This window comes from Pseudomonadota bacterium (assembly GCA_022361155.1).
GTDB lineage: Bacteria > Myxococcota_A > Polyangia > Polyangiales > JAKSBK01 > JAKSBK01.
On record JAKSBK010000527.1, the window covers coordinates 39,414 to 64,287 of the forward strand.

Sequence of the window (24,874 nt, forward strand, 5' to 3'; positions counted from 1 at the left end):
CGTGCCTGGTATAAATGAAGCTCAATTGTTTCACTTTTTTCCGGGCGGGCAGCATCGACCCCGCAGGAACGAGGATATCCCATGCGCAGGCTGGTGGCACCGTCCGCGTCTGTAGCGTTGTTCTTCGTAGGGACGCTGTTCTTTGTCGGCGTCGGAATAGCCGCGGGTCAAGACACCGCGCCAAGCACCGAGCAGGCGCAAGCGCAAGCTGCGGCATCGACCGAGGCCGCCGCCAAGGCTGGCGCAACCTCGGAAAAGGCGGCTCCGGCGCCCGGGGCGACGGGACCGCAGCTACCGGGCGGCTCGCCGGCTCGGGCAGCACCGACCGTGGACGCCTCCAAGTATTCGGTGAGGCTGCGCGATCTCGAGCAGCGGGTGAACGAGCTCAAGGAGCAGATTTTTCGATCGAAGGCACGTTTGTCGCTGCTTGCCGAGACAGTGCTGCAAGGTGTCGTCGCCGGTGCCCAGGCGAAGATCATCCACGAAAACAAGATGGGATCCTCCTACAAGCTCGTGCGCGTGGTCTACGCGCTCGACGGCGCCCCGATCTTCAACAAGGCCGATGAGTCGGGCGCGCTCGGGGATCGCGACGCATTTGACGTCTACAACGGCAGCATCGTGCCGGGCGAGCACACGCTGACAGTGAAACTCGAGTATCGAGGCCATGGCTATGGCATTTTCTCGTACCTCAAGGGCTATACCTTCAAGGCGCGGGCATCGTTTTCCTTCAACGCGCCCGAGGGCAAGCTGGCCACCCTCAGGGTCGTCGGCTACGAACGTGGAGGACCTACTGCACCGCTAGAGGAGCGACCCGCGGTTACCTTCCACAAGCGCTTTCAATCGAATCAGGCAGGTCCGGGAGAGGTAGCGCAGTGAGCTCCGCGCTAGCCGTCCGGGATCCGATTCGGAATCCGGGCGGGCGCACGACGGCGCAGTCCGCTAGACAGCAACCGGGGCCTGCGGTGGCCCGGCGGCGATCGGATGCCCGTCCGGCGGGGCTCTGCCGCCGGACAGGTTTGGCCCCGTGGCTCGCGTGTCTGTTGGTCGTCTTGGATTGGACTGCAGCCGCCCGGGCCCAACAAGTCGCAAGAGCCGGTGCCCAGCTGGCAGACATCGAAGCCAAGGTAGCCCAGCTGCGCCGCGAACCGATAAGGCGTTCGCAGCTTCGCAGCCCTACCTATGTCGAGGAACGCCTGGCCGAGGGAGAGCTGCTCTACCGCCTGAGGGACTACGTCCGCGCGAGCGTCTTGTTCACGGATCTGGTGCAGAACCATGGCGGCCATGCGGCCTACGCGGACGCGTTGTTCCTTCTCGGCGACTCCCTGTTCCTGGCCGGAGATTTGCTCGGCGCCCGACGCCGTTTCACCCAGCTGCTGGGAAGAAGCGATCAGGCTCCGTTCCGTCCCCATGTGCAGAAGAGCCTGGGGCGATTGATCGAGATAGCGATCCACACCAACGACTTCCGGGGAGTGGACGAGTATTTCCGGCGCCTGGCACAGATTCCGCCTTCCCAGGTGGAAGCAGCCACTCACTACTTCCGCGGCAAGCTGCTGTACAGCAGGGCCGTCGCCGGCGATTTCGACCCCGAGGCCGCAGGCAAGGGTGGTGTGGTCGACCAGCCAACACTGGAGCAGGCGCGGCTCGCCTTTGCAGCGGTGGCCCCAAGGACCCCGTACGTGGCGCAGGCGCGCTATTTCGTCGGCGTCGTCTACACGCTGCGAGGGCAGTATGCCGCTGCGCTTCGAGCGTTCGGGCAAGTCGTGCGCGCACCTTCGGAGCGCGATGAAAGACAGGCCAAGATCGAAGAGCTCGCCCAGCTCGCCCTGGGCAGGCTCCACTACGAAACCGGGCAGCTGGACCAGGCGATCACAGCCTACCAGCGGGTGAAGCGCACCTCCGATCACTTTGGAACGGCGCTCTTCGAAGTTGCGTGGGTACACATCAAGCGCGGCGACTCGACCGAGGCCGAGAGGGCGCTCGAGCTGCTGCAGGTGGCGCGTCCGGACAGTCATTACATCCCGGACGCCAAAGTGCTGCGCGGCAATCTGCTGTTGCGGGAAGGACGCTACGATGCCGCGACCAAGGCGTTCACCAAGGTCGCCTCCGACTTCGGCCAGGTTCGCAACGAGCTCGATGCGGTGCTGGCACGCCATGCGGATCCGGCCAGCTACTTCCGCGAGCTCGTGCGGCGCAACATGCGTGCCTTCGATGCGGACGCCTTCCTGCCCCCCATGGCCAGTCGCTGGATGATCGCCGGTCCCGAGATGAGCCAGGCGCTCGAGGTCCTTACTGATCTCTCGGCCACACGGCAGCTCGCCACGGAAACGAGGCAGATCGCGCTTCGCCTCGACGCGGCGCTCAGGGCGCCCAATCCCGTCACCATGTTCACCGATCTGCGTCTCTCTCGAGAGCGCTCCGTGGGCCTGCGCAACCGCCTCGCGGCCGTGCGAGCAGTGCTTATCGAACAGGAGGCTGCGGCCGCGCCGAGCGCCGGGGGCGAGGAGCTAGGCAGGCTGAGGACGCGGCGGCGCGAGCTCGAGCGGCTCCTTGCCGGCTTGCCCAGGCAGGCCACAGACTTCCGCCGTCGAAACAACCGCGTGCTGCATGGCTACGACGGCCTCGAGCACTCCTTGAGCGAACTCGACGTGGAGTTGCTGGGTCTCAACGCGCGCGTGACAGCGACCGAACGATTCATCCAAACGGGAGGAGTGCCGGCAGGTGCCGGCGTCGACGCACTTCGCGCCGAGCTCGAACGTCACGCCGACGCGATCAAGGCGCACCAGGAGCGGGTCAAAGCGCTGCGTGCGCAGGTCGAAGCAGGCAGGCTGCGCGTGGGCGTGGGCGATGAGAGCTACCGCCGGGATGTGGCCTTGCGTCGCGAGTACCGAGAGTTGGTGGGCCGGGAGCGTGCCTTGCTGGCGCAACACTCTCCCGTGCATCGTGAAATGGACGGGCTGTTCCGGCGGGTGACGTCCGTGGAGCAGATGCTGGACGCCCACGACGAGATGCTGCGTGTAGTGGTGCAGGAACGCATCGGGGAGATGAGCTCCGTCCTCAACGAGGAGAGCCAGAATCTGGTGGGCTACCAGGGCCGCATGACCCTGCTCGAGGGAGAAGCCGAGGGGACGGTCGGGGGCGTCGCGCACGCGAGCTTCCACGGTGCGCGCAAGCGTTTCCACGATCTCGTGCTGCGCGCCGATGTCGGCAAGGTCGACGTCGCCTGGGCTCAGCGGGAGGAACACCGAACCCGCATCGAGATGCTGACGCGCGAGCGCGCTCGAGAAATCAAAGTGCTGGACGACGAGTTTCGTGAGATCATGGATGAAACCACCGGTAAGGGAGAGGGCTCCTGATGCTGGTCCCGAGCATGCGTTGGATAGGGTTGCTGGTGCCGGTCTTGGCCGTGCCATGGCAGCTCGAGGCGCAGGTCCCGGCGGCGCCGGCCCCACCGGTCTCCTCCGGCAGCCGGACACCAGCGCGACCGGGTACGGTGGCACCGTCCGCGGCACGGCCGGCCGCTTCGGCGGCTGCGCCGGCCGCGAGAGCCCAGGACGTGCCGTGGGCCGGAACGAGCGATGTAACCGGGTTGGGAACGCTGCCGACCTTTCTTCAGACGGCAGCAAAGGAAAAGAGCCTCGACCAGCGACCCGATCCCACCCCACAACAACTGGCGGCCCTCGAGGAGCTGCAGGCCGAGGTCAAGCACTTCGGGATGGTAGGGAGCGCTTTTCGCGACACCATGGGCACGCTGCTGCGGCGCGATTACATGAGGCAGCGGCGCAACCGAGACCTGTCCTTCAAGCGCCAGATCGAACACGAAGAGCACCTTGAAGACGGGGCGCGAGCCAACGCCATCGAGCTGTTCGAGCGTTTTCTCGGCAGCTACCCGCGGGACCCGAAGTACTCCCCGGACGCCATGTTCAGGCTCGGCGAGTTGTACTTCGAGCGCAGCGCGATTCGCTTCCAACGCGAGATGGACGCGTACCTCACCGAACGCGAGCGACTGCAGGAACATGAGCTCAGCGACTCGCATCTGCAAGAGCCGGCCAAGAGCTTCCTGCCGACCATCGATCTCTACACCCAGCTGGTCAAGACCTTCCCAGACTACAAGCGTCTGGACGGCGTCTACTATTTGATCGGTTACTGCCTAAACGAAATGGGCAAGCCCGAGGCTGCGCGCCTGGCCTGGCTTAGCCTGGTATGCAGCAACGAGTTCACTTACAGGGGCGAGCCGGTTGCGGCCAAGCCGGAGCAGCCCGACGACCCCAGCGCCAAGCAGCATCCCGCACTGACTATGGATGAACCCGAGCCGAAACCGAAGGCTCCCTTCGTCGATCCCTATGCCAAGTGCAATCCAATCGGAAAGGGCTCGCGATTTTTTGCCGAGTCGTGGCTGCGCATCGGAGAGTACCATTTCGATTACGATTTCTCCGAGCGTGGTCTCGAGCAGGCGATCAGCGCCTACAAGAAGGTGCTGTCCAGGCCCGAGGACCGCAACTACAATCTGGCGCTGTACAAGGTGGCTTGGGCGCACTACCGCGCCAGTCACTATCCGGAGGCGATCAGTCACTTCGCGAAGCTCGTACAGTGGTCCGACGATGAACGAAAACGCACTGGAAAGGCGGGCACCGAACTGCGTGCAGAGGCCATTCAGTATCTGGGCATAGCGTTCGCCTACGACGACTGGAACGAAAACCAAATCGGCGATCCCGCCGAAGGCCTTCCCAGGGGCATCGACCGAGTACAGAATGCCAACTTGCTGGCGCAGGATCGCCCCTGGACGGCAGAGGTGTACTTTCAGCTTGGGAACATCTACTTCGACGAGGCCAAGTACGCCGATGCGATCGACGTCTGGCGATTGGCACTGGGACGCTGGCCGCTCCATTATCGAGCCCCCGAAATCCAGAACATGGTTGCGAGGGCCTTCACGCGCGACAACCAAATGGACAAGGCGGTCGACGCGCGGTCGAAGCTGGCAAGCTATGCCCAAGGCGGTGCCTGGTGGGACGCCAATATGGATCATCCGCGCGAGCAGCGCCAGGCCGAAGAGCTGGCCGAGGACTCGCTCATCAACACGGCGGTCTACCAACACCAAAAAGCGCAGCGCCTGCGAAGACGCTGCGTCGAACAGAAGGAACCCGACCTGTGCCGGCGCGCGCAGGCCGAGTACGGGATTGCCGCTCGGGCCTATCGCCAATACATCAAGAACTATCCCAATAACCCGCAGGCGTACGAACTGCAGTACAACCTCGCCGACGCGCTCTACTGGTCCGAAAACTACGAGTCGGCGGCCCGGGAGTACGCGGCAGTACGTGATTCGAATCTGGACGACACGTACCTATCGGTTTCGGCTCGATTGGTGGTCGAAGCGAACAAGCGGCTGATCGAGCAGGCAGAGCGAGCAGGTCAGCTGCAGCTTCGTTCGAAGCCGCCCGATCCCCAGGGTGCTCCACCTTCCATGCGCCCCGCGCCGATGCCCCAATTGATCCAGCGACTGGCACAAGCGCGAGAAATCTACCGCGCTCGCGTCCAGCCAGCGCAAGACAAGGAGGGCGTGCGCGAGTCCTATCGGTACAACAACGCCCTGCTTCTTTACCAGTACGGCTACTGGACGCACGCCAAGCAGCGCCTGCGCACGATCTTCGACGAGCGCTGTGTTGGCCCCGACGCAAACGAAACCGGACGAGTCGCGTGGCTCAATCTGCGCAACATGGCCGTGGCGCTGCAGGACAACAACGAGGTGCGGCGTCTGGGTCAGGAGCTGAGCCAGCGGCAATGCACGTTTGCGGCCAGCGGGATGCGCCGGCAGATCAACTGCGCGGATCCTGCAAACCAAGAGGAGCCGCAGTGTCTTGCCGGCGCTGACCTGACGAACCTCCGCTACCAGGATGCGGTACGCATCTTTGCGCAGGCCGAACAGACCGCTGGCGACGAACAGCGACACCTTTACGAAAAAGCGGCCACCGAGCTGGTCAAGGCGGTGAACGCTGAGCCGAATCACCCGCAGGCTCCTTTGGCCCTGGAGAAGGCGGCGATCGCTTTGGAGCGCACGAGCCGCTTCGAGTCCGCAGGGAGGCTGTACCAGCGCATTATCGACGAGGTAGGTCCCCGCAAGGGCAAGGACGGCCAGGAGCAGGCCTCGCTCGACGCCATCCTGGGCAACGCCTACTTTCGAATGGCATTCAATGCAAACCGGTTCTTCGACTACGAGCGAGCCGTCGACAACTACCGATTGCTCGCAGACTCGCCACGTTTCGCCAGCTCCCAGGTGCCGGAAACGCTGGAGCGTCGCGAGGGAGCCCTGATCAACGCTGCGAAGATCCTGGAGTACCAACAACAGTATTCACGCGCAGCGGAGTACTACCGTCGTGCAGCCGAGATGCTACGGGACCCGAAAGAGCAACGCGTGGCGCGGTATCGCGTCGCAGAGATGTCGTACAAGCAGCAGCGTTACGGCTATGTGATACGCAACATGCGAGCCTTCATCGAACGCTATCGGCGGGATAGGGACGCTGGTGAGCTCGTGGTGCAGGCCTATTGGCGCATCGCGGAAGCTCGCAAGGCACTCGCGCAGAAAGTGAAAGACCAGCGGCGCGCCCTGGAAGATGTCGCGGCCTTTTTCGCGCAGTCGGGCCAGGCTCCAGGCTCCTTCGCGGCCGAGTACGCTGCGCAGGCCAGGTTTCTTCTCGTCGATCGCGGCAGCGTCGAGTTCGAGCAGTTCGCGATCAAGCCTGGAGCTCCCCGAACGCTCGAGCGCTACGTCAAGAGTGTCATGGCACAGATAAAATCCGGGGGCGAAGAAGCCAAGCGCCGGGCGGAAGCCTACAACACCGTTCCCGGCTATCGCCGGCCGCTCTGGACCATCGCCGCCTTCGTTCGTCAGGGAAGGATCTACGAGGTGTTGGCTCGGGGTGTGCTCAACACGCCGTTCGTCATGCCCCAGGATCTCAAGAAGAAGATCCGACGCGCTCCCGCAGACCTCAAGGACGAGGTACGTGCACAGGTGGAAGACCGCATTCGCCAGGTCCTGGATGCGCAGGTGCGCCCCATCGAATGCCTCGCCGTAGCACGCTACGCCCTGGCTGCTCGAGCTGCACGCGCCGGAAATATCGACAACAAATACACCCGCTCGGCCATCGATCGCATCAATGCCTACGGTGATGAGCGCATTGCCGAATGCGTGGCGGAGGCTGCTGCGCGCGATCCTTCGTTTGCCCAGTACGCGCCTGGAGAGTTTTCTCGAGCGCCACGCGGTCGCAACCTCGGGATCCGGGTTGGTGTCTCGCCGCCAGCGTTTGCACGAGGCCAACGATGAGATGCCGCGCTGCCGGAACCGCCGCACACCTGCGCCACGACGATCACGCGGGCGGGTTCGGCCGGCGGGGGGCTTGTGGGCGCTGGAGCAGCCTCGGCTCGGCCGGCTTGAGCGTGTGGCTGGTCCTGGGCTGCGGGGGCGGCAGCGCGGATCGGCCTCGCGTTGCCAGGGCCCCAACCAGTGCGCCGCGGCCTGCGGTGGCGCGCGCAACGCAGGTGCCAATGCCTGCCCCGCACCCACCGCCGGAGCCGGTCGCGGTCTCGCCATCGCCAAAGACCCCTGCTCCGGCGGAGGCGAGCAGCAAGCCGAGCCCGTGGGGGGACCCGGAGCAGGAAACTGGCCGGCCGCTGCCGCCGCGACGGGCTCTTACCACCGCAGGAGGACAGCTGCTCGACCAGGCGATGGCCGCGGCCGATGCCGGCGACGTCAACACCGCGCGCCTGACGCTGGAGCGGGCGCTGCAAGCCGATCCGAACTCACCAAAGCTCGCCTACAACCTGGGCGTGCTGGCTGACCGGTCCGGTCAAGAAAACCAGGCGCTACAGTACTACCGGCGTGCCCTGCAGGTACAACCCGACTACGAGAAGGCAGCAGAGGGCATCGTGCGGTTCTATCTCAGGCGCGGCGCGGTGAGAGAGGCGGTCGCCTTCATGGCGCCGCTCGCAAGCTCCTGGGTGCGCAACCTGTATCTGCAAGCACTCTACTCCTCGCTGCTCACGCGTGCCGGCCGACTCGACGAAGCGGAAGCGGCCGCACGCAAGGCCCTGAGGCGTGACGAGCGCTTCGTGCCTGCCATGATCGCGCTGTTGAAGGCTGCCCGCGCTCGCGGCCGCGCCGAGCTGGCCGACTCGATGCTGCAGCAGGCCATGGGCGTAACCGACCAGGACGCGGAGCTGCACTTCCTGCTGGGCGCGAAGTACAAGAAGGACGGGCGGCTTGCGGATGCACTGAAAGCGTTTCGCAAGGCCGTGGAGCTGCGACCCGACTACCCCGAGGCCCGCATGGAGCTTGGCCTCCAGTACATGGCGGGTGGCAACTACTCGCAAGCACTCGCGGAGTTCGAGCACTTGGTTAGGCTGACCCCAGGCGTTGCAGCCGTTCATCTCAACCTGGGAGACGCGTACCGGTCCACGAAGCAGTGGCAATTGGCGAAGGCCTCTTTCGATGAAGCGCTCCGCCTGCAGCCCAATCTGCCGGAGGTGCATTTCAATCTGGCGCTCATGTACATGTCGGCCGGAGCAGACTATCCAGGCCTCGATCAGCTGACCGCACTGCGCCAGGCCGTGAGCGAATTCACGAACTACCGGCACATGAAGGGGCCAAGTTTGAGTCGAGACGACCCGTCCGAGGGTTATCTGCAGGATCTTCAACGAGGTATCGAGCGGGAGCAGCGCAGGATCGAACGGGAAAAGAAGCGCAAACAGCGCGAGACCGAGCGCGCCGCGCGCCGGGCGCCGAGTGGGCAGCCCACGCAGGGGGCCGCCGCCGACCAAGAGCCGACCCCGGCATCCGTGCCCGCGCCGACGCAACAAGCTCCGACGCAACAAGGAGGCCAGCAGTGAGCATCCGTGGCGCCGTGTTTTTGCTGCTTTGCGCGCTTTGGCTCGGCTCGCTCGTGGTAGCGACGACGGGGCAGGCCCAGCGCAAGCGTCGCCAGGCGGCTCCCAAGGTGATTCAGCTGGAGGAGATTCGCATCGAGGGACGCGTTCAAAAGCCCAATGCGTTCTACATCCTCAACCGCTCTAGCCTGGGCTACGAGGTGGTCGATCTGAGCGCGTCGTTCCTCAAAGATGTGGTGCGCGCAGTGAAGCGCGATCCGTTTTGACGCCCTACAACGTCGCGCAGCTGGTCGTGGCGGCCGTCGTGTGCGGCACGGTGGTCCAGCGTTTGCTCGTGATTCTGTATCGGGCGCCGATCGAGCTTGAGCCCTACCTGAACCGCCTCGGCGGGCGGCTGGGCGAGGGGGATCTCGAGGGCGCCAAGACGCTGGCCGAGGCAGGGGGAAGCAGCTGGGTGGCACTGTTGGCGGGCGCGATGGTCAGGGCCAAGATGGCCGGAGAGGACCCAGGGGCAGCGCGCGACTCCGTCTGGGCCGAGCTGCGCGACGAGGGAGGCAAGGGCCTGCACGCCATCCGAGGCCTAAGCAGCATTGCGTCCGCAATCGGCCTTCTTGGAGTCATCGTCGAGTTCAGGCATGTGTATTCCGCCGACGGCGACTCCGCGCTGCCGGCAAGCGGCCTGCAGGCACAAGCTCTTCAGCACGCAGCCGTGACGATGGCACTAGGGCTCGTGACCTCTCTGGTCGGTTACAGCGCGTTGCGCGTTCTGCGACGTCACCTGAGGCGCCTGGCCCAGGACTTGAAGCGCGCGGCACGCAGTCTCGACGAGCAACTCGTGCTCGAGCGGTGAGAAAATGTCGGGCGATCTCGGGATTCGTAGGCACGACCGAGAGGGTTGGGGTGCGACGCCTGCGTGAAGATTGTGGACCCGCTTTTTCAGGACGTGTACTGTTGGTCGAGCCCGGTGCGACTCGCGTTCGGCCTCGGCGGCGCCGTGGCGTCCTCAGCTGGGGGCCGATACGGGGAGCGACCCGATGAACAGCAACCAGACGCAGCAGACACGGCGTGGCCGTCCGGGTGCCATGACCATGGCCATGCAGGCGGTTCAGCTTCGCCCTTCGGGCCCGAAGGTGCTGCGCATCGGCCTGATTCAAGGCGGGCGGATCGTCGAGGAGCGCATCGTCCGCAAACGCGAGACGGTCCTGGTGGGCACCTCGGAGAAGAACCACTTCGTGGTCCAGGCCAAGGGGCTGCCGTCGCGTTTCGAGCTGTTTCAGCTGGTCGGACAGGACTACATCCTGAACTTCCGTGACGACATGAAGGGGCGGGTTGGGTTGCCGGGGGGGGTGCAAGACCTGCAGCAGCTGCGCTCCAGCGGCTCGGCCCGCAACGCGGGCTCCCATTGGCAGGTCAAGCTGTCCGATAACTCGCGCGGCAAGGTCGTTATCGGCAACGTGACGCTGCTGTTCCAGTTTGTCGTGCCGCCACCGGTCCAGCCCAGACCGCAGCTGCCTGCGGCCGCACGTGCGGGGTTCGTGCGCGCCCTGGATTGGCTCTTCACAGCGCACGTTACGTTCGCGTTCATGGCGATGTTTTCCCTGATCGTCTACATGGAGAACGCAGACTGGCCGATCGAACAAGGCATCGCCGCGGTTCCGGACGCGGTCGCGAGAATGATCTTCGAGGAACCGCCACCGCCCCCGGAGGAAGAACCCCTGGAGGAAGAACCTACGGAGGCAGAAGAAGCCACGGAAGAGGCCAAGCCGGAGCCCAAGGAGACGCCCAAGAAGGACGAGCCCGCACCCAAGGAAACCAAGGAAGAGGTGGCCGAGAAGACGGCCCGGATCGCCGAGGAGGCCGCGCAGGCGGCTGAAGCCCTGATCGTCGGAGCCTTGAGCGCCGAGGCTGGCGGCGTTCTGGCCGATGTGCTGGCAGGTGGAGCGGTCACGGGCATGGCTGAGGACGTCCTCGCGCAAGCGGCGGGTGTCGGCGTGGCGCAGTCCTCGGCGGGTGGCGCGCTTCGTACCCGGACCGGCGGGGGCCGGGGCAGCGGCGTGGGCGGGCTGGGTGCACTTGCACGTCGTGGCGGGGGCAAGGCCGTCGCCGAGGGCAAGGCGGTGGCAGAGCGCAGGATCCGTGGCCGGGCCAAGCTCAGCACCGGCGGCGGAGACATCGGGGGCACCGGAGATTTCGACGACAAAGTGGTGATCCGCACCATCAAGACGCGGCTGCGGGCGATCCAGGCCTGCTACGAGCGAGAGCTGCGGCGCAATCCTACACTGGCGGGCAAAGTCGTAGTCCAGTTCACGATCGAGGAGCGGGGCAACGTGACCGGGTCGAAGGCAACCGAGAACACCACCGGATCCGATGCCGTGGCTTCGTGCGTGGTCAACACAATAAGGCGCTTTCGCTTCAACCCAGGGCCAGAGGGTGGAAGCGTGACCTATTCGTATCCCTTCGTGTTCGCCCCCCAGAACTAAGGGCCCGCGGAAGAATAACTCATCCATTTCGCCGGTTCTGACCACCGCTGGCTATGCTGCTCCTGCTCGAAGTATCCCCAATACTCCTCGTCGTTACGCCTCGCCAGCGGCGCCCAGTCCTCACCGAAACACACGAGTTATTCTTCCGCGGGCCCTAAGCTCAAGTCGCCAGGATCGCTCGACATTGACAGCTAGGACGCCCCTGGCAATACTATACGGCGGTACTCATCGAGGCGGTGTGGTAGTGGTGTTTGCGGGCAACGGGATGGCGCAATGACTGGGAAACGTCTGAGTGGTAGCGTGCTGCTAGCGGCCTTCGCTCTGACGACCGGCGTGCTTGCACAGGCCGGCGGGACCGAAGGGAGCGCAAATGAGCAGCGCGAGCTTGACGTGCGTCAGCGAGCCTCGCTCAGCGGCGCGGAGCAAGTCAAAGAGGCGGGGCGCTTGTTGCAGCGGGCCGATCGCATAGCTCGTCGAGTCGCCTCGATGCTCGACGAGGCACGGCGCGAGCGTGACATCATTCGAGTTACGTGCCTGAACGACAAGCTGAATCAGATCAACGCGGGCATGCGAGCCACTGAACGCCGGCTCGAATCGCTGCGGGATGCCGTGAAGCTCAACGACGATGCGCGCCGCAATCACGAGTACACCGTGGTCACGGTGCTGGGCCAGAAGTTCACCACGCTGGAGCAAGAGGCCAACCAGTGCGTCGGCGAGGATTTGTTCGAGACCGGAACGACCCAGGTCACGACCGTGGTGGATCCTGCGACCCCAAGCGGAGAAAGCACAGCCGCACCGGCCAGCCCGACGGTTCAGGTGCCGTTCTTGCCGCAGCCTGCCAGCCCGTTCATGTAGCTCCCAAGGCCTTGGACCGACCCTCGAAGGCGTTGCTCGCCGACTTCGTGCTCGATCGGTCGATGCGTCTGCGATAGTGGTCGATCCGGAGTCGAGCCACCGGAGGCATGAAAGACACTATGTTGAGGATGGCGAGACGGGGCCGCGGCCGCTTGCGGGGGCGGATCGGCCACGCGGTTCCGAATCGATGCGGCGGCCGGAGGCTGGTGACCGATGCGGGCTAGACCCCACGATTTCGAGGGCCTCGGGATCGACGGGAGTGTTTTGAAGACACTCCCTAGGGTGGTCTGGCTGATCACGCTTGCCTTGTCGGGTTGTGGCTCGTCTGCCCGTGCTCCGGTGGTGGTTCCTCCGGTGGAAGCCAGCGAGACCGCGCTGGGGTCAGGCGATGTCTTCGACGTACGGGTGTACGGGGAAGAGGCCCTGTCCGGCACCCACCAGGTGGCCAGTGACGGAAGCATCGACTTCCCCCTTGTAGGACGCGTGCAGGTGCGGGGCCGAGAACCGACCGAGGTCGCTGATATGCTCTCGGCGAAGTTGAGAGCGGGACACTTCCTAAAGCACCCTCAAGTGTCCGTGTTGGTGCAAGAGTACGCATCCAAGCGCGTGACTGTAATGGGCGCCGTCAACCGTGCCGGGACCTTTCCCCTAACGTCAGGCCTCACGGTGGTCCAGGCTATCAGCCTCGCTGGCGGCTTTACCCCGCTCGCCAACCGCAACGGGACCCTCGTCATTCGGAGAGTGGGTGGTGAGCGGCGCCGTATCAGGGTACCGGCCGCTCAGGTCGCCGAAGGCCGTGTGGACGATTTCCCAGTCCAGGCGGGCGACACTATCCAGGTGCCGGAGAGGCTCTTCTAGACCTTTCACCGCTAGAGATCGAATTCGGCCCATACCGGCGCGTGATCCGACGGTCGCTTGCCCTTGCGTTGATCGCGGTCGATCCAAGCTTTGCTGCAGTGCTGCGCGGCCGGGGGCGTGGCCAGGATGTGATCGATGCGCAGGCCGTTGTTCTTGGCGAAACCAAGCATGCGGTAATCCCACCAGGAAAACAGGCCTGGCTCGGCATGATGCTTGCGCAGCGTATCCACGAGTCCCCAGCGTTGGAGCTGGGCGAACTCGTCGCGCACCTGCGGCGCACACAACACCGAATGGTCCCACTGCTCGGGGCGTGCCACGTCGCGGGTATCTGGAGCGATGTTGAAGTCACCGCAGACAAGCAGGCGGGCCGAGGGAGAGAAACGTCGGGTCAGAAAGCGCCTAAGCCGTGCAAGCCACGCTAGCTTGTACTCAAACGCGGGAGCGTCGACGTGTGATCCGTTGGGCACGTAGAGCGACATCACGTCGAGCTCATCGAACTTGGCGCAAACGATCCGTGCCTGCGGATCGTCCACACCATCATCGAATCCAAGCTTCACCTCTTTGGGGCTGGCGCGACTCAAGATCGCAACCCCGTTGTAGCTCTTCTGAGCGTGAACCGCGCAGTGGTAGCCCAATTCCTTGAGCTCGAGGTGCGGGAAGCGGTCCTCGCTGACCTTGAGCTCCTGCAGGCAGGCGAAGTCCGGTTGCTCGGAACGGAGCCATCGGGTCAGGCGCTCCAGTCGCGCGCGCACCGAGTTGACGTTCCAGGTGGCGACCTTCATGGTCGCTCACGCGGCGAACGGGTTGTGGCGGCTGATGGTTTGCTCCCTGTCCGGACCCACGCTCACGAGCCATACGGGGCAACCGACGCTCCGCTCCACGTACTCCACATAGTACCGCGCCGCGGCCGGCAGGTCCCCGAAGCTTGTGCACTCCTGCAGCGGCTCACTCCAGCCCGGCAGTGTTTCGTAAAGCGGTCGCAGCTCATCCAGACCGTCGTAAGGGAGACCTTCCGTTGCTGCTCCTGCGAGCTCGTGCGCTTTGCAGACCTGAATCTCCTCGAGCCCGGTCAGGACGTCGAGCTTGGTCAACGCGAGCGCGGTCATGCCGTTCAACTGAACGGCGTAGCGAAGCGCGGGCAGGTCGAGCCATCCGCAGCGCCGCGGCCGCCCGGTCGTGGCCCCAAACTCCTCACCAACCTGCCGAAAACGCTCCCCCAGCTCGCCGGCGAGCTCCGTGGGAAAGGGCCCGAGACCGACACGCGTCGTGTACGCCTTTGATATCCCGACGACGTGATCCAGCGCGGTTGGCCCCAGCCCGCTACCGCTGCACGCGCCGGCGGCGGTCGTACAGGAACTGGTTACAAAGGGATAGGTGCCGCTGTCGATGTCCAACAGCGTACCCTGTGCTCCTTCCAGCAAGACGTGCTTGCCAGCCCTCATAGCCTCGTGAACTCGACGCGAATCGTCACCAACGAATGACGACAGGCGTGGCGCGTAGGCCAGGTAGCGCTCGAGCATGGGCTCGATGCTGGGTTGCGTTCCACCCAGGCGTTCGATGGTGTGTTGCCACCCTTTGAGGTTGTCGCAGAGTTTCTGTCTGAAGCGCCCCGGGTTCAGCAGGTCACCCACCCGGACGCCTCGGCGGCCTACCTTGTCCTCGTAGGCAGGACCAATGCCGCGCTTGGTGGTTCCGATGCCTCCGCTGCCACGCTCCCGGAGCTCGTCAACCAATAGATGCTGCGGCAGGACGAGGTGCGCCCGCTCGGAGACAAGCAGCCCGGAGGGTTGGAGCGGGACTGCACGTTCGAGCTCGGCGAGCTCCTCGACCAGCACCTCAGGGTCGATGACCATTCCGCGCCCCAGCACGCAGTCCACGTTTTCCCGCAACGCCCCGGAAGGCAGCAGGTGAAACACCCGCTTGCGACCGGATACGACCAGCGTGTGACCCGCGTTCGCACCACCCCCGAAGCGAACAACCTGATCGACGAAACGCGAGTAAATGTCGACGACCTTCCCCTTGCCCTCGTCACCCCACTGGGCGCCTGTGATCACGACCACCGACATGCGCTTGCTCCAATCGGGACTGTGTGTTCGCTCCCGAGACTTTCGCGACCAGCGACGACCCGCGTCCTACTACTACCAGCGGACGGCGTCCAGGCAGCAAAGCAGCCAGATGGCTCTCAGGGGCCTCGTGGCGTCGCGGCCGGTTGGATCGGCAAGAATCTCGCGGATCGTCCCAACACGGGTCGGCTTCTCCAGCAACGTGAGCAGCAGCCGGACGTCTTGTGGCAGCTTCGCCGCCAGCAGCTGTGCACGGACGGGTTCGATACGCACCAGCTCGCGTTGATTCTCAGAGCCTTCGATCAGGGGATGGGGCAGCCCGTGGCTCAGGCGATGCTCCAAGCCGTCGTTCAACGCGTCCCAGGGGTCCACACCCAGCGGAAACGCGCTCGCCGGTGGAGCCACGTCGGGATAGAAGGTCGCACTGCCCCCCGTCCAAGCGAAGAGATCGAGAAGCTTGGCGCGAACCTGCCTGGCGATATGCCGAAACACCTCGAGCGGATCCAGAAGCCCAAGCGCGACCAGTGTGTCTCCCAGATGACCGTGGTAGCGCGGCAAGACTGCCAGGGCCATATCGAGCTCGGCTCGGCTGATCACCTTCCGCGTTACCAGGTACTCCCCAAACAGCTCGCTCGAGAGATTGGACGTGACGAATTGCGGTGCCCCAGCCCTGAAGTAAACCTCTTTGCGAACGCTGCCCAGCTCGCAGAGCAACAGCCCGTCCGACCCCTGGATCGCGTTCCAAGCGAACACGCGGGGGATTCCTTCGTCCGCAATGGAATGTTCCGCTAGCGGCTCGAAAGGGGCGCCTCGAAGCTGTGTCGACGAGGGCAGATGCCGTGCCAGCTCGTCCACCTCTTCTACTCTGCGAAAGGCCTCGCCGTCGACGCTGACTCTATCGCCGCCGTCAACGGCCCCCGTCCTGACGGCAGCGACGATCTGGGAGAGCCCACCCTGCAGCTGCCCACCCTTGGCGCAGACCTGGTAGTCGCTGAGCCGTTGCCGCTCGCTCTGGCCCGATCCCGGCGACGCTGGCGCTGGCCTTGGGGCCTCGGAGTCGGCTGCCTGGTAGGCCTCGCCCGCTACTCGCACCAATTCGGCGCGCGCTTCATCGCTGCACATCGTGAACGGCGCAAGCTCCTGCGCCAGGTGCTGAGCCGTGCCGGTTCGCTCGCGCGGATCTCGGGCCAGCGCCCTGCCGAGCACATCATGGAGACCTTCCGGCCATCCGGTTGCTTCGTCGCCCAGCGGATCCAGGCTGGCGTCGCGCACCGCCAGCAATACACCCAGGTCGTCTGCGGCTTCGAACAAAGACCGTCCCAGGAGCAGCTCCGCAAGCACCGCCGCCGCAGAGAACACCTCTGCCTGTTCACCACGCGGAGGATGCTCGTGCAGGATCTCCTCAGGCGCCAGGTACGCGAGCTCGCTTGCCACGTTGGCCGGATGCGCGCCAGGCTGCACAGCGTCCAGGTCGTCACGCAATCCCGAAATCCCGAGCTTCGCACTGCCATCCAGGCCAATCAGCACGTTCCAAGGTCGGATACCATGGTGAGCCAACGCGGGGCTCCGGCGTTGACCGCCAGCCTTCTTTCGCACGGCCTGAATGGCGAGCAGCAGCTGTCCACCGATCCACAGCGCAGCCTGGAGCGAAAGCCGGCGACCTTGCGCCCGCAGGCATCGGTTCAACCGCTCTAGATCGAGCCCGTCCATGGCCTCCAGCACCACATACGGCAGGTCGCCTTGCAGTCCATGATCGAGCACACGCATGAGATTGGGGTGCCTCAGCCCGGCCGCCAGCTGCGCTTCCCGCGCGAACTGCTCCCGCGCACGCTCTTCTGCGGCCGAGGCCAGCAGCAGCCTGCTCAATACCACCGTCTGGCCGTGGCCCTCGCCATCCCGGACCGCACGAAAAAGCTCGCAGCGACCGCGCACGGCCACCCGTTCAAGGAGCGTGTACGGCCCCATGCGTGCACGTTTGGATGACCGGCTGCGGGCTGACGTGGGACGGGTGGGGCGAGTCACAAACGCACTCGGCAACAGACCCTCATCATCGCCCGAGAATCCCGCGACGCCAAGAAGAGGGTGTCTCCTCGCTCTCAATGCAGTGCTCGCTCCCAATGTGGTGCTCGCTCTCAATGCAGTGCAGCGCTGCTACGACTCGTTCGGACCGGTTCAAACCGATCGGCGTTCCAGGTGAACGTATGTCTCGTCCTGCGGCATCCCGGCAGCGCGCCCGAGCCTGGGCTGGCACCTGACTGGCGCTTGAGTTATCACGAGCGTGCCCATGGCGGACCCAGACTCCAGGTCGGGCCGGCGTTATGCCGACCGCGAGCTGTTGCGCTATGTAGAGCGCGTCCACTGCACGAGCGAAAGCGAGCTGGATCGCGCGTTCGAGGCTCCGGAGCTGCACGCAATCCCTGCGATCCAGCTTGGCAAGTCCGAAGCTGCCATGGTGGGCTTGTTGATACGCCTCCTGCGTGGCCCTCGGGTGGTGGAGATCGGCACCCTTGCGGGTTACTCCGCGCTGCACATCGCCCGGGCGCTACCCGACGAGGGCAGGCTGTGGACGCTGGAGTCGGATCCCCGGCATGCGCGAATCGCACGCGAAAACCTGCAAGAGGCAGGCATGGGTGCCAAGGTCGACGTGGTGTTGGGACCAGCGCTGGAGACCCTGCCTGGGCTAGCTGCGCGCGCGGGGCCCTTTGATGCGGTCTTGATCGATGCGGACAAGGAAGCCTATCCGGATTATGGACGCTGGGCCTCGGCCAACCTGCGATCCGGCGGGCTGCTGATCGCCGACAACGTCTACTACTTCGGAGAGCTGCTTGCGGACACGCCGGGCGCGGCGGCCATGCGCCGCTTTCACGAAGAGGCCGCACGCAACTTCGACACCGTCTGCGTTCCGACTCCGGACGGCATGCTCCTGGGCCTGAAGCGCTGAAAGGCCAACCATGAAGGCCGGACACAGCCGGCGCCTGCAGCCCCTCCCATGGTATGGAACCTGACCTGGAGCGTGGGATGCCGCGGGCGCGCACGGGGCATCGCGCAAAACCTGGACGACTCACGCCGCAATACCAAAAAAAGGCGGCGGGCTGGCCCGGACAGCCCGAACACGCTTGACGCACTACCCCGGATCGGCGGATAAAGCCGCCAAGAGTCGGCCACAGTTGCGCGCTGGCAGGTTCCCATTCACAGCCTTGCAAGTGCTGGCGTGGCGTTGCAGCGACCATGCGGGTCTGACGTTGGAACCCGCGCTTCCGAGCTCAGGACGGCGAATCGATGCAGATTTTTCCCCGTGCTGCCAACTTGTTGCCGCTCGTGCTGGGTCTGGGTGCCGTAGCAGCTGGTGGCGGGATTACCTTTGTCTTTTGGTACTTCTTCTCGCCTTGGAATCTGCAGGTTGGCCACGCCCCCCGGCAGCCCGTTCAGTACAGTCACAAACTGCATGCCGGTGAGCTGGGGATCGACTGCCGCTATTGCCACGCGAACGTCGAGCGTTCTCACGAAGCCATGATTCCGGCGACCCAAACCTGCATGGGCTGCCACGCGCTGGTGCGGGCCGACTCCGAGAAACTTGCGGTGGTACGCGAGAGCTGGGAATCGGATCTACCGATCCAGTGGGTCCGGGTCCACAAGCTGCCAGACCACGTTTTCTTCGATCATAGTGTGCATGTGGCTGCATCGGTCGGTTGCGTCTCTTGCCACGGTCGCATCGATCAGATGGAGATCGTCGTCCAGGAGCGACCGATCAGTATGAGTTGGTGCCTGGATTGCCATCGCGATCCAGCTCCGAATCTGCGTCCCCGTCACGAGGTCACGAACATGACCTGGAAGCCACAGAGCTCCGAGCCGATCGCGGCCGCGACAGTAGACCCGCCAACCCACTGCTCGGGGTGTCACCGATGAGCGCTGAACCGCCGAACGCCGAAACACCGAACTCAACCGGCGTGGCGCGCCGTGTTTTTTGGAGCAGCCTGGATCAGAAATCCAATCCACGCCCGGCGACGGATGCGGAAGGGCAATCCGACGCTCCCAAAGCCGCGATCGACGCGGCCGAGTTGCTGCGCGTCAATCGACGGGGCTTCCTGACCCTGACCGGAGCCATCTCCGCGCTGGCGGCCGAGGGCTGTATTCGCCGCCCGGTCGAGAAAATCTTGCCGTATTCGCGCTCGCCCGAGTATGCGGTGCCGGGGGTGCCCCGGAGCTACGCCACCGTCACCGAGCGGCGGGGCGAAGCGCTGGGCCTCATCGTGCGCAGCCACGAAGGCAGGCCCACCAAAGTGGAAGGCAACCCCGAGCATCCAGGCACGGCGGGTGCCACCGACCTGTGGGCGCAGGCTTCGATCTTGCAGCTCTATGACGCGGATCGCTCGAGGAGCCCGGTTCGGGATGGAGCAGCGGCCTCGGTGGCCGACTTCGACGCTTTCGTGCGGGTGCAGCTCGAGGCGGCCCAGGCCAGCGCAGGTGAGGGGCTCAGGATCTTGGCCGAGCCCAGCAACTCACCGACACTCTTACGCTTGCGTGACTCCGTCATGCGTCGCTTGCCGAAGGCCCGCTTCCATACGTACACGCCGGTCAACGAGAGCCAGGTCAGGGAGGGAGCCCGGATCGCTTTTGGAACTCCGGTCGCCACACGCTACGCGTACGACAAGGCCGATGTCGTGCTCTCGCTGGACAGCGACTTCCTGACGACCGAGGCCGGCGCGGTTGCCGCGCTCCGGGGCTTCGGGCGGGGACGCAAGATCGGCTCGGCTCACGGTTCCCTGAATCGCTTGTACGTGGTGGAGTCGCGGCTGAGCTGCACGGGCGCGAGCGCCGATCATCGTCTCCGGCTCGCTGCCGGCGACGTGCAGCGTTATGCGAAGCTGCTGGCCGCTGAGCTGGCGGCCTCGCACGGAATCGCGCTCGGGGAGGTCGCGGACGCAGCCTCGGGTGCCTCGAAGGACGGCATCCCGGCCGAGTGGATTCGGCAGGTGGCGGCCGAGCTGGCGAGCCACCGGGGCCGTAGCCTGATCGTTGCGGGGTCAGGACAGCCTCCGGCGGTGCACGCGCTTGTCCACGTGCTGAACGCAAGCCTGTCGAACGTGGGGCAGACGGTGCGCTATTTTCCGGTGACGGACGCGGCTGAACCCGAGCAGTTTGCGGATCTGGCTGCGCTTACCTCGGATATGGCTGCCGGTGCCGTCAAGACCTTGTTCATACTGGGTGGCAATCCCTGCTACGACGCGCCAGCCGATCTGGAGTTCGCCGGCAAGCTGGCGAAAGTGCCTGCGAGTGCTCACCTGTGCGGGTGGCGCAACGAGACCTCGATGCGCTGTACTTGGCACATGCCCAGAACCCATGAGCTCGAAGCCTGGGGCGATCAACGTGCGAGCGACGGAACCTACAGCGTGCAGCAACCACTCATTGCACCGCTGCATGGTGGGCGCAGCAACATCGAGCTGTTGGCGGGCCTTGCCGGCGCTGCGGCGACCGACGGATACTCAGCGGTTCGCGCCACGCTGAGCGATCGTGGCCTGGGCGGCGAGAGCGCTTGGTTTCGCACGCTGCACCGCGGCCTGGTGGCAAACAGCGCCACGGCGCCGTTGCGGCTCGTGCCGAGAGGCGCGGACACCGCGTTGGCCTTGCAGCAGCTGCCGGCAAGGAAGCCGCCGTCCAGGGACAACCTGGAGGTCGTGTTCGCTGCCGACAGTCGAATGCTCGATGGCCGCTTTGCCAACAACGCCTGGTTGCAGGAGCTTCCTGACCCCATCACCCGCATCACGTGGGACAACGCGGCCACGTTGTCACCCGCTACGGCCGCAGAGCTCGGGGTCCGCAACGGTGCCGTCATCCAGCTGTCGCAGGGCGATCGCGTTATCGAGATCGCTGCCTGGATCGTGCCGGGTCACGCAAACAACAGCATCACGCTGCCGCTCGGGTGGGGCCGCTCGCACGCGGGCCGCTTCGGCAACGGCACGGGCTTCGACGTGTATCCCCTTCGTACGTCCACTGCTCCGCACTTCACGGATGGCGTTCGACTCAAGGTCAGCGGCCGCATGCATGCGATCGCGCAAACGCAAGAGCACGATTCCATGGAGGGGCGTCCGGTTGTCATCGACGGCACGCTCGAGGCCTACAAGGACAAGCCGAATTTCCCGCAGTACGAGAGTCCCATCCCGAGCGTGGCCCCCCTATGGCCCACGGTCGACTATTCCAAGGGCAACCAGTGGGCCATGAATATCGACCTTACGCGCTGCGTCGGCTGCGCAGCCTGTGTGATGGCATGTCAGGCGGAAAACAACATTCCCGTCGTGGGCAAGGACGATGTAGCGCGCGGCCGGGAAATGTCCTGGCTGCGCATCGATCGCTACTACGTCGGTGACGAGCACGACCCCGAGGTGGCGTTCCAGCCGCTGGCATGCCAGCACTGCGAGGAGGCGCCATGCGAGAACGTTTGCCCCGTCAATGCAACGTCCCACACTCCCAGCGGTCTCAACGACATCGCGTACAATCGGTGCATTGGCACCCGCTACTGCATGAACAATTGCCCCTACAAGGTGCGTCGCTTCAATTTCCGCAATTACAATTTGGCGATTCCGGAAACCGAGAGGATGCAGAAGAACCCAAACGTGACCGTACGTTTTCGGGGTGTCGTAGAGAAGTGCAGCTATTGTGTACAACGTATTCAAGACGTAACCATTCGCGCCAAGCGCGAACATCGTACAATTGCTGAAGGGGAGATTCGAACCGCCTGCCAGCAGGCTTGCCCTGCCGAGGCAATCGTATTCGGGGACCGGAATCTGCCTGGAGGTCAACTCGCGGCACTGGACCAAGTCGACCGGCGCTACAAGCTGCTCGCAGACATCGGCACGCGTCCGCGTACGACCTACCTCGCGAAGATTCGCAACCCAAACCCCAACATGGGTACAGGGACCGCTTCTGCCAAGCCGGAGACGCACGGATGAGCTTTCGCCCCATAGCGGAGATAGGAGAGACACCGCTTCTGCCAGAACGGATCACGTTTGGCAGCGTGTCCGAATCCATCAGTCGTCCGATCGAAGACCGCGCACCGCTCGGCTGGTGGGCCTGCTTCGCTGTGGCCGTGTTCTTTCTGGGCGTCCTCTTCGTTTCGCTCGCCTACCTCTTTTGGGAAGGTATTGGAGCCTGGGGTAACAACAGCCCTGCAGGCTGGGCCTGGGATATCACCAACTTCGTGTGGTGGATTGGAATCGGACACGCAGGCACGCTGATATCTGCGATTCTGTTTCTCTTCCGGCAGAAGTGGCGCACGTCCATCAATCGTTTCGCCGAGGCGATGACGATCTTCGCTGTGATATGTGCGTTGCTTTTCCCGACCATCCATGTCGGCCGGCCCTGGTTCATCTACTATCCGCTGCCAATACCGAACCAGATGGGCATATGGCCCAATTTCAAGAGCCCTCTGCTCTGGGACGTGTTCGCGGTAAGCACGTACTTCACGGTCTCGCTGATTTTCTGGTACGTGGGTCTGATACCGGACCTGGCCACGATCCGTGATCGTGCCAAGACTGCAAGCCGCCGCTTCTGGTATGGCCTGTTTGCCCTGGGCTGGCGTGGCTCGAATCGCCATTGGCGCAACTACGAGCGCGGCTATCTCATCCTCGCCGCCTTCTCTACACCGCTGGTGCTCTCGGTGCACTCGGTGGTCAGCTTCGATTTCGCCACCTCGGTCATACCCGGCTGGCACACGACTATTTTCCCGCCCTATTTCGTGGCCGGAGCTGTTTTTTCCGGATTCGCTATGGTGATGACCCTGGCGATTATCGCACGCACGGCCTATGGGCTGCAGGACATCATCACGATGAAGCATCTCGAGCTGATGAACAAGATCATGCTCGTGACCGGCAGCCTGGTAGGCTATGCGTATTCGATGGAGTTCTTCATCGCCTGGTATTCGGGCAACGAGTATGAGCTTTATGCTTTTCTAAATCGCGCAACCGGCCCCTATTGGTGGGCGTACTGGTGCATGGTCAGCTGCAACGTTATTTCGCCTCAGCTGTTCTGGTTCAGGCGCGTACGCACCAGCATTCCTTGGATGTTCGCAATCTCGTTTATTATCAACATCGGAATGTGGTTTGAGCGCTTCGTGATTATCGTGACATCCCTGCATCGGGACTACTTGCCCTCGTCGTGGGGGTACTTCAGCCCGACCATCGTGGACGTCGGTTGCTTCGTGGGCTCGCTGGGACTCTTCTTCACCTGTTTCATGCTCTTCATTCGCTGGATACCCATGGTGGCTATGAGCGAGGTCAAGGGAGTGCTGCCCGAGGCCCATCCCCATCACCATCGAGAGGACGACCAGGCATACGCCGAAACCAAGCCGGCGCTTGCATAGGAGGCTGGGCGATGGCTATGGACCAGATTAGCGAGATGGGAGCGAAGCCGGTTGCCCTGTGCCTAGCTGAGTTCAGCCAACCGGAAGCTTGCCTGCACGCCGCTGAAAGGGTGCGAGACCAGGGCTATCAGAAGTGGGATGTCCACACGCCCTACCCGGTACATGGGATGGACGCGGCCATGGGTTTGGGCGACTCCAGGCTCGGCTGGATCGTCTTGTGCTTCGGCCTCACGGGAGTGACGGCGGCCTTCTCGATGATGTACTGGATGAATGGGATCGACTACCCGCTCATCATAGGCGGTAAGCCAGCCGACGCCATTCCGAGCATGGTGCCCATCCTCTTCGAGCTGACGGTGTTGCTGTCGGCATTCGGATCGTTGCTCGGCATGCTTCACCTGAACAAGCTGCCCCGGCATCACCATCCCGTTTTTTATTCGGAGCGTTTCGATCAGTGCTCGAACGACAAGTTCTTCATTTCCATCGAGGCGGCCGATCGGCAGTTCGATGCGGGGCATACCAAGGCCTTCATGGAGTCGCTGAGGCCCGACTACGTGGAGCTTGTACATGAGGAGGACCGGTGAGGGTTGCGCTTAGGGTCCGTCCAAGAATAGCTGGTCGAGACCGGCCGCGCAGCGTGGATGCGATTCGCCGGCGCGCCCGGAGGAAGAACCGCAGCAATGGCAGCGCTATTGCGAGGATTTTTGCGAGGATGAAAGCCGCGAGCGCGCCGCCCTGCACGACCGCAGCCGATCGAGTTGTTCTGGGACGGGCCCTTGGACCTCGGCTTCGCCTCGGAAAAGAGCTCGCAACGGCCTGCTTCTTGGCCCCGATCATAGCCGTGGCGGGCTGCAGGGGCTGGACCGCGGATCAGGCGCCCTTGGTCCCGATCCGCAACATGCATGATCAACAACGCTACGACGCGCAGCAGGCCAGCGAGTTCTTCGGCGACGGTCGCACCATGAGACCGGAGGTCGCTCACACGGTGCCACGCGAAGCGGAGCCAAACGAAGCCGTACGCACGGGGCTTTCGGCTCGCGACGGCGGCTACGCCCTCGCGATACCGGATGTCGTGGTGGAGCGGGCAGGGGGCCTGGAAGACCTGATGCGCCGGGGAGGCGATCGCTTCAACATCTACTGCGGGCCGTGTCACGATGGCTCGGGCAGCGGAAAGGGAACGGTCGTGCAGCGCAACGCAGGCATGCCTCCCCCGCCTACGTTTCACAATGATCGCATCCGCCACATGCCGGACGGTCAGCTCTTCAGCACCATCACCAACGGGATCCGAAACATGCCCGCCTATGGAACACAGATTCCGGTCGACGACCGATGGGCCATCGTCTCCTATGTCCGGGTCCTGCAGGTCAGCCAGGCGGCCAGGTAACACGAAG

Annotated in this window: 18 protein-coding genes; 15 read left to right on the top strand and 3 right to left on the bottom strand. The window is 64.2% G+C overall.

Annotation, left to right across the window (positions count from 1 at the left end; genetic code table 11):
• Positions 1–81: 81 nt before the first annotated feature.
• From MJD61_19655 to MJD61_19695, 9 genes are all read left to right on the top strand, one after another.
• Entirely contained in the window at positions 82–876 is a 795-nt protein-coding gene (locus MJD61_19655) for a hypothetical protein (GenBank protein MCG8557479.1), read from the top strand.
• Positions 873–3,353: a tetratricopeptide repeat protein gene (locus tag MJD61_19660; protein MCG8557480.1), complete on the top strand. Its 2,481-nt coding sequence runs from the start codon at positions 873–875 to the stop codon at positions 3,351–3,353. Before MJD61_19655 ends, MJD61_19660 begins: the two co-directional genes overlap by 4 nt.
• Complete coding sequence (locus MJD61_19665) at positions 3,353–7,315, top strand: tetratricopeptide repeat protein (protein ID MCG8557481.1); 3,963 nt, start codon at positions 3,353–3,355, stop codon at positions 7,313–7,315. Before MJD61_19660 ends, MJD61_19665 begins: the two co-directional genes overlap by 1 nt.
• A complete protein-coding gene (locus MJD61_19670; GenBank protein MCG8557482.1) occupies positions 7,312–8,877 on the top strand; it encodes a tetratricopeptide repeat protein in 1,566 nt (521 codons plus the stop codon). Before MJD61_19665 ends, MJD61_19670 begins: the two co-directional genes overlap by 4 nt.
• On the top strand, positions 8,874–9,140 hold the full coding sequence (locus MJD61_19675; GenBank protein ID MCG8557483.1) for a hypothetical protein: 267 nt from the start codon (positions 8,874–8,876) through the stop codon (positions 9,138–9,140). The genes MJD61_19670 and MJD61_19675 overlap by 4 nt, the downstream gene beginning before the upstream one ends.
• The gene (locus tag MJD61_19680) at positions 9,137–9,724 is read left to right on the top strand and encodes a MotA/TolQ/ExbB proton channel family protein (GenBank protein MCG8557484.1); all 588 of its coding nucleotides are present in this window, start codon (positions 9,137–9,139) and stop codon (positions 9,722–9,724) included. The genes MJD61_19675 and MJD61_19680 overlap by 4 nt, the downstream gene beginning before the upstream one ends.
• A gap of 184 nt (positions 9,725–9,908) precedes the next feature.
• On the top strand, positions 9,909–11,354 hold the full coding sequence (locus tag MJD61_19685; GenBank protein MCG8557485.1) for a TonB family protein: 1,446 nt from the start codon (positions 9,909–9,911) through the stop codon (positions 11,352–11,354).
• A gap of 273 nt (positions 11,355–11,627) precedes the next feature.
• Positions 11,628–12,209, top strand: a complete 582-nt coding sequence (locus MJD61_19690) for a hypothetical protein (GenBank protein MCG8557486.1) — start codon at positions 11,628–11,630, stop codon at positions 12,207–12,209.
• Between the two features lie 213 nt (positions 12,210–12,422).
• On the top strand, positions 12,423–13,067 hold the full coding sequence (locus MJD61_19695) for a polysaccharide export protein (GenBank protein MCG8557487.1): 645 nt from the start codon (positions 12,423–12,425) through the stop codon (positions 13,065–13,067).
• Positions 13,068–13,078: 11 nt separating this feature from the next.
• Here the strand turns inward: MJD61_19695 and xth are convergent, their stop codons facing one another.
• From xth to MJD61_19710, 3 genes are all read right to left on the bottom strand, one after another.
• Positions 13,079–13,849: an exodeoxyribonuclease III gene (gene xth / locus MJD61_19700; GenBank protein MCG8557488.1), complete on the bottom strand. Its 771-nt coding sequence runs from the start codon at positions 13,847–13,849 to the stop codon at positions 13,079–13,081.
• Between the two features lie 6 nt (positions 13,850–13,855).
• Positions 13,856–15,133 carry an adenylosuccinate synthase gene (locus tag MJD61_19705; protein ID MCG8557489.1) on the bottom strand — a complete coding sequence of 426 codons (1,278 nt, stop codon included), beginning with the start codon at positions 15,131–15,133 and terminating at the stop codon, positions 13,856–13,858.
• A 72-nt stretch (positions 15,134–15,205) separates the two neighbouring features.
• Entirely contained in the window at positions 15,206–17,095 is a 1,890-nt protein-coding gene (locus MJD61_19710) for a protein kinase (protein ID MCG8557490.1), read from the bottom strand.
• A 319-nt stretch (positions 17,096–17,414) separates the two neighbouring features.
• On the opposite strand from MJD61_19710, the gene MJD61_19715 reads away from it, so the two are divergent.
• From MJD61_19715 to MJD61_19740, 6 genes are all read left to right on the top strand, one after another.
• Entirely contained in the window at positions 17,415–18,071 is a 657-nt protein-coding gene (locus MJD61_19715; protein ID MCG8557491.1) for an O-methyltransferase, read from the top strand.
• Positions 18,072–18,409: 338 nt separating this feature from the next.
• Positions 18,410–19,036, top strand: a complete 627-nt coding sequence (locus MJD61_19720) for a cytochrome c family protein (protein ID MCG8557492.1) — start codon at positions 18,410–18,412, stop codon at positions 19,034–19,036.
• Positions 19,033–22,077, top strand: a complete 3,045-nt coding sequence (locus tag MJD61_19725; protein MCG8557493.1) for a 4Fe-4S dicluster domain-containing protein — start codon at positions 19,033–19,035, stop codon at positions 22,075–22,077. Before MJD61_19720 ends, MJD61_19725 begins: the two co-directional genes overlap by 4 nt.
• Positions 22,074–23,486 (top strand): polysulfide reductase NrfD, encoded by a 1,413-nt coding sequence (gene nrfD / locus MJD61_19730; protein MCG8557494.1) that lies wholly within the window; start codon positions 22,074–22,076, stop codon positions 23,484–23,486. The genes MJD61_19725 and nrfD overlap by 4 nt, the downstream gene beginning before the upstream one ends.
• Positions 23,487–23,503: 17 nt before the next feature.
• Complete coding sequence (locus tag MJD61_19735; GenBank protein ID MCG8557495.1) at positions 23,504–24,067, top strand: DUF3341 domain-containing protein; 564 nt, start codon at positions 23,504–23,506, stop codon at positions 24,065–24,067.
• Between the two features lie 128 nt (positions 24,068–24,195).
• Positions 24,196–24,867 carry a cytochrome c gene (locus MJD61_19740; GenBank protein ID MCG8557496.1) on the top strand — a complete coding sequence of 224 codons (672 nt, stop codon included), beginning with the start codon at positions 24,196–24,198 and terminating at the stop codon, positions 24,865–24,867.
• Positions 24,868–24,874: the final 7 nt, after the last annotated feature.

Coding starts and splice junctions, on each gene's coding strand:
- MJD61_19665 (MCG8557481.1), top strand. CDS start 3,353: ATGCTGGTCCCGAGCATGCGTTGGATAGGGTTGCTGGTGCCGGTCTTG.
- MJD61_19735 (MCG8557495.1), top strand. CDS start 23,504: ATGGACCAGATTAGCGAGATGGGAGCGAAGCCGGTTGCCCTGTGCCTA.
- MJD61_19690 (MCG8557486.1), top strand. CDS start 11,628: ATGACTGGGAAACGTCTGAGTGGTAGCGTGCTGCTAGCGGCCTTCGCT.
- MJD61_19695 (MCG8557487.1), top strand. CDS start 12,423: ATGCGGGCTAGACCCCACGATTTCGAGGGCCTCGGGATCGACGGGAGT.
- MJD61_19710 (MCG8557490.1), bottom strand. CDS start 17,095: ATGGGGCCGTACACGCTCCTTGAACGGGTGGCCGTGCGCGGTCGCTGC.
- nrfD (MCG8557494.1), top strand. CDS start 22,074: ATGAGCTTTCGCCCCATAGCGGAGATAGGAGAGACACCGCTTCTGCCA.
- MJD61_19740 (MCG8557496.1), top strand. CDS start 24,196: ATGAAAGCCGCGAGCGCGCCGCCCTGCACGACCGCAGCCGATCGAGTT.
- MJD61_19670 (MCG8557482.1), top strand. CDS start 7,312: ATGAGATGCCGCGCTGCCGGAACCGCCGCACACCTGCGCCACGACGAT.
- MJD61_19655 (MCG8557479.1), top strand. CDS start 82: ATGCGCAGGCTGGTGGCACCGTCCGCGTCTGTAGCGTTGTTCTTCGTA.
- MJD61_19725 (MCG8557493.1), top strand. CDS start 19,033: ATGAGCGCTGAACCGCCGAACGCCGAAACACCGAACTCAACCGGCGTG.
- MJD61_19715 (MCG8557491.1), top strand. CDS start 17,415: ATGGCGGACCCAGACTCCAGGTCGGGCCGGCGTTATGCCGACCGCGAG.
- MJD61_19720 (MCG8557492.1), top strand. CDS start 18,410: ATGCAGATTTTTCCCCGTGCTGCCAACTTGTTGCCGCTCGTGCTGGGT.
- MJD61_19685 (MCG8557485.1), top strand. CDS start 9,909: ATGAACAGCAACCAGACGCAGCAGACACGGCGTGGCCGTCCGGGTGCC.
- xth (MCG8557488.1), bottom strand. CDS start 13,849: ATGAAGGTCGCCACCTGGAACGTCAACTCGGTGCGCGCGCGACTGGAG.
- MJD61_19705 (MCG8557489.1), bottom strand. CDS start 15,133: ATGTCGGTGGTCGTGATCACAGGCGCCCAGTGGGGTGACGAGGGCAAG.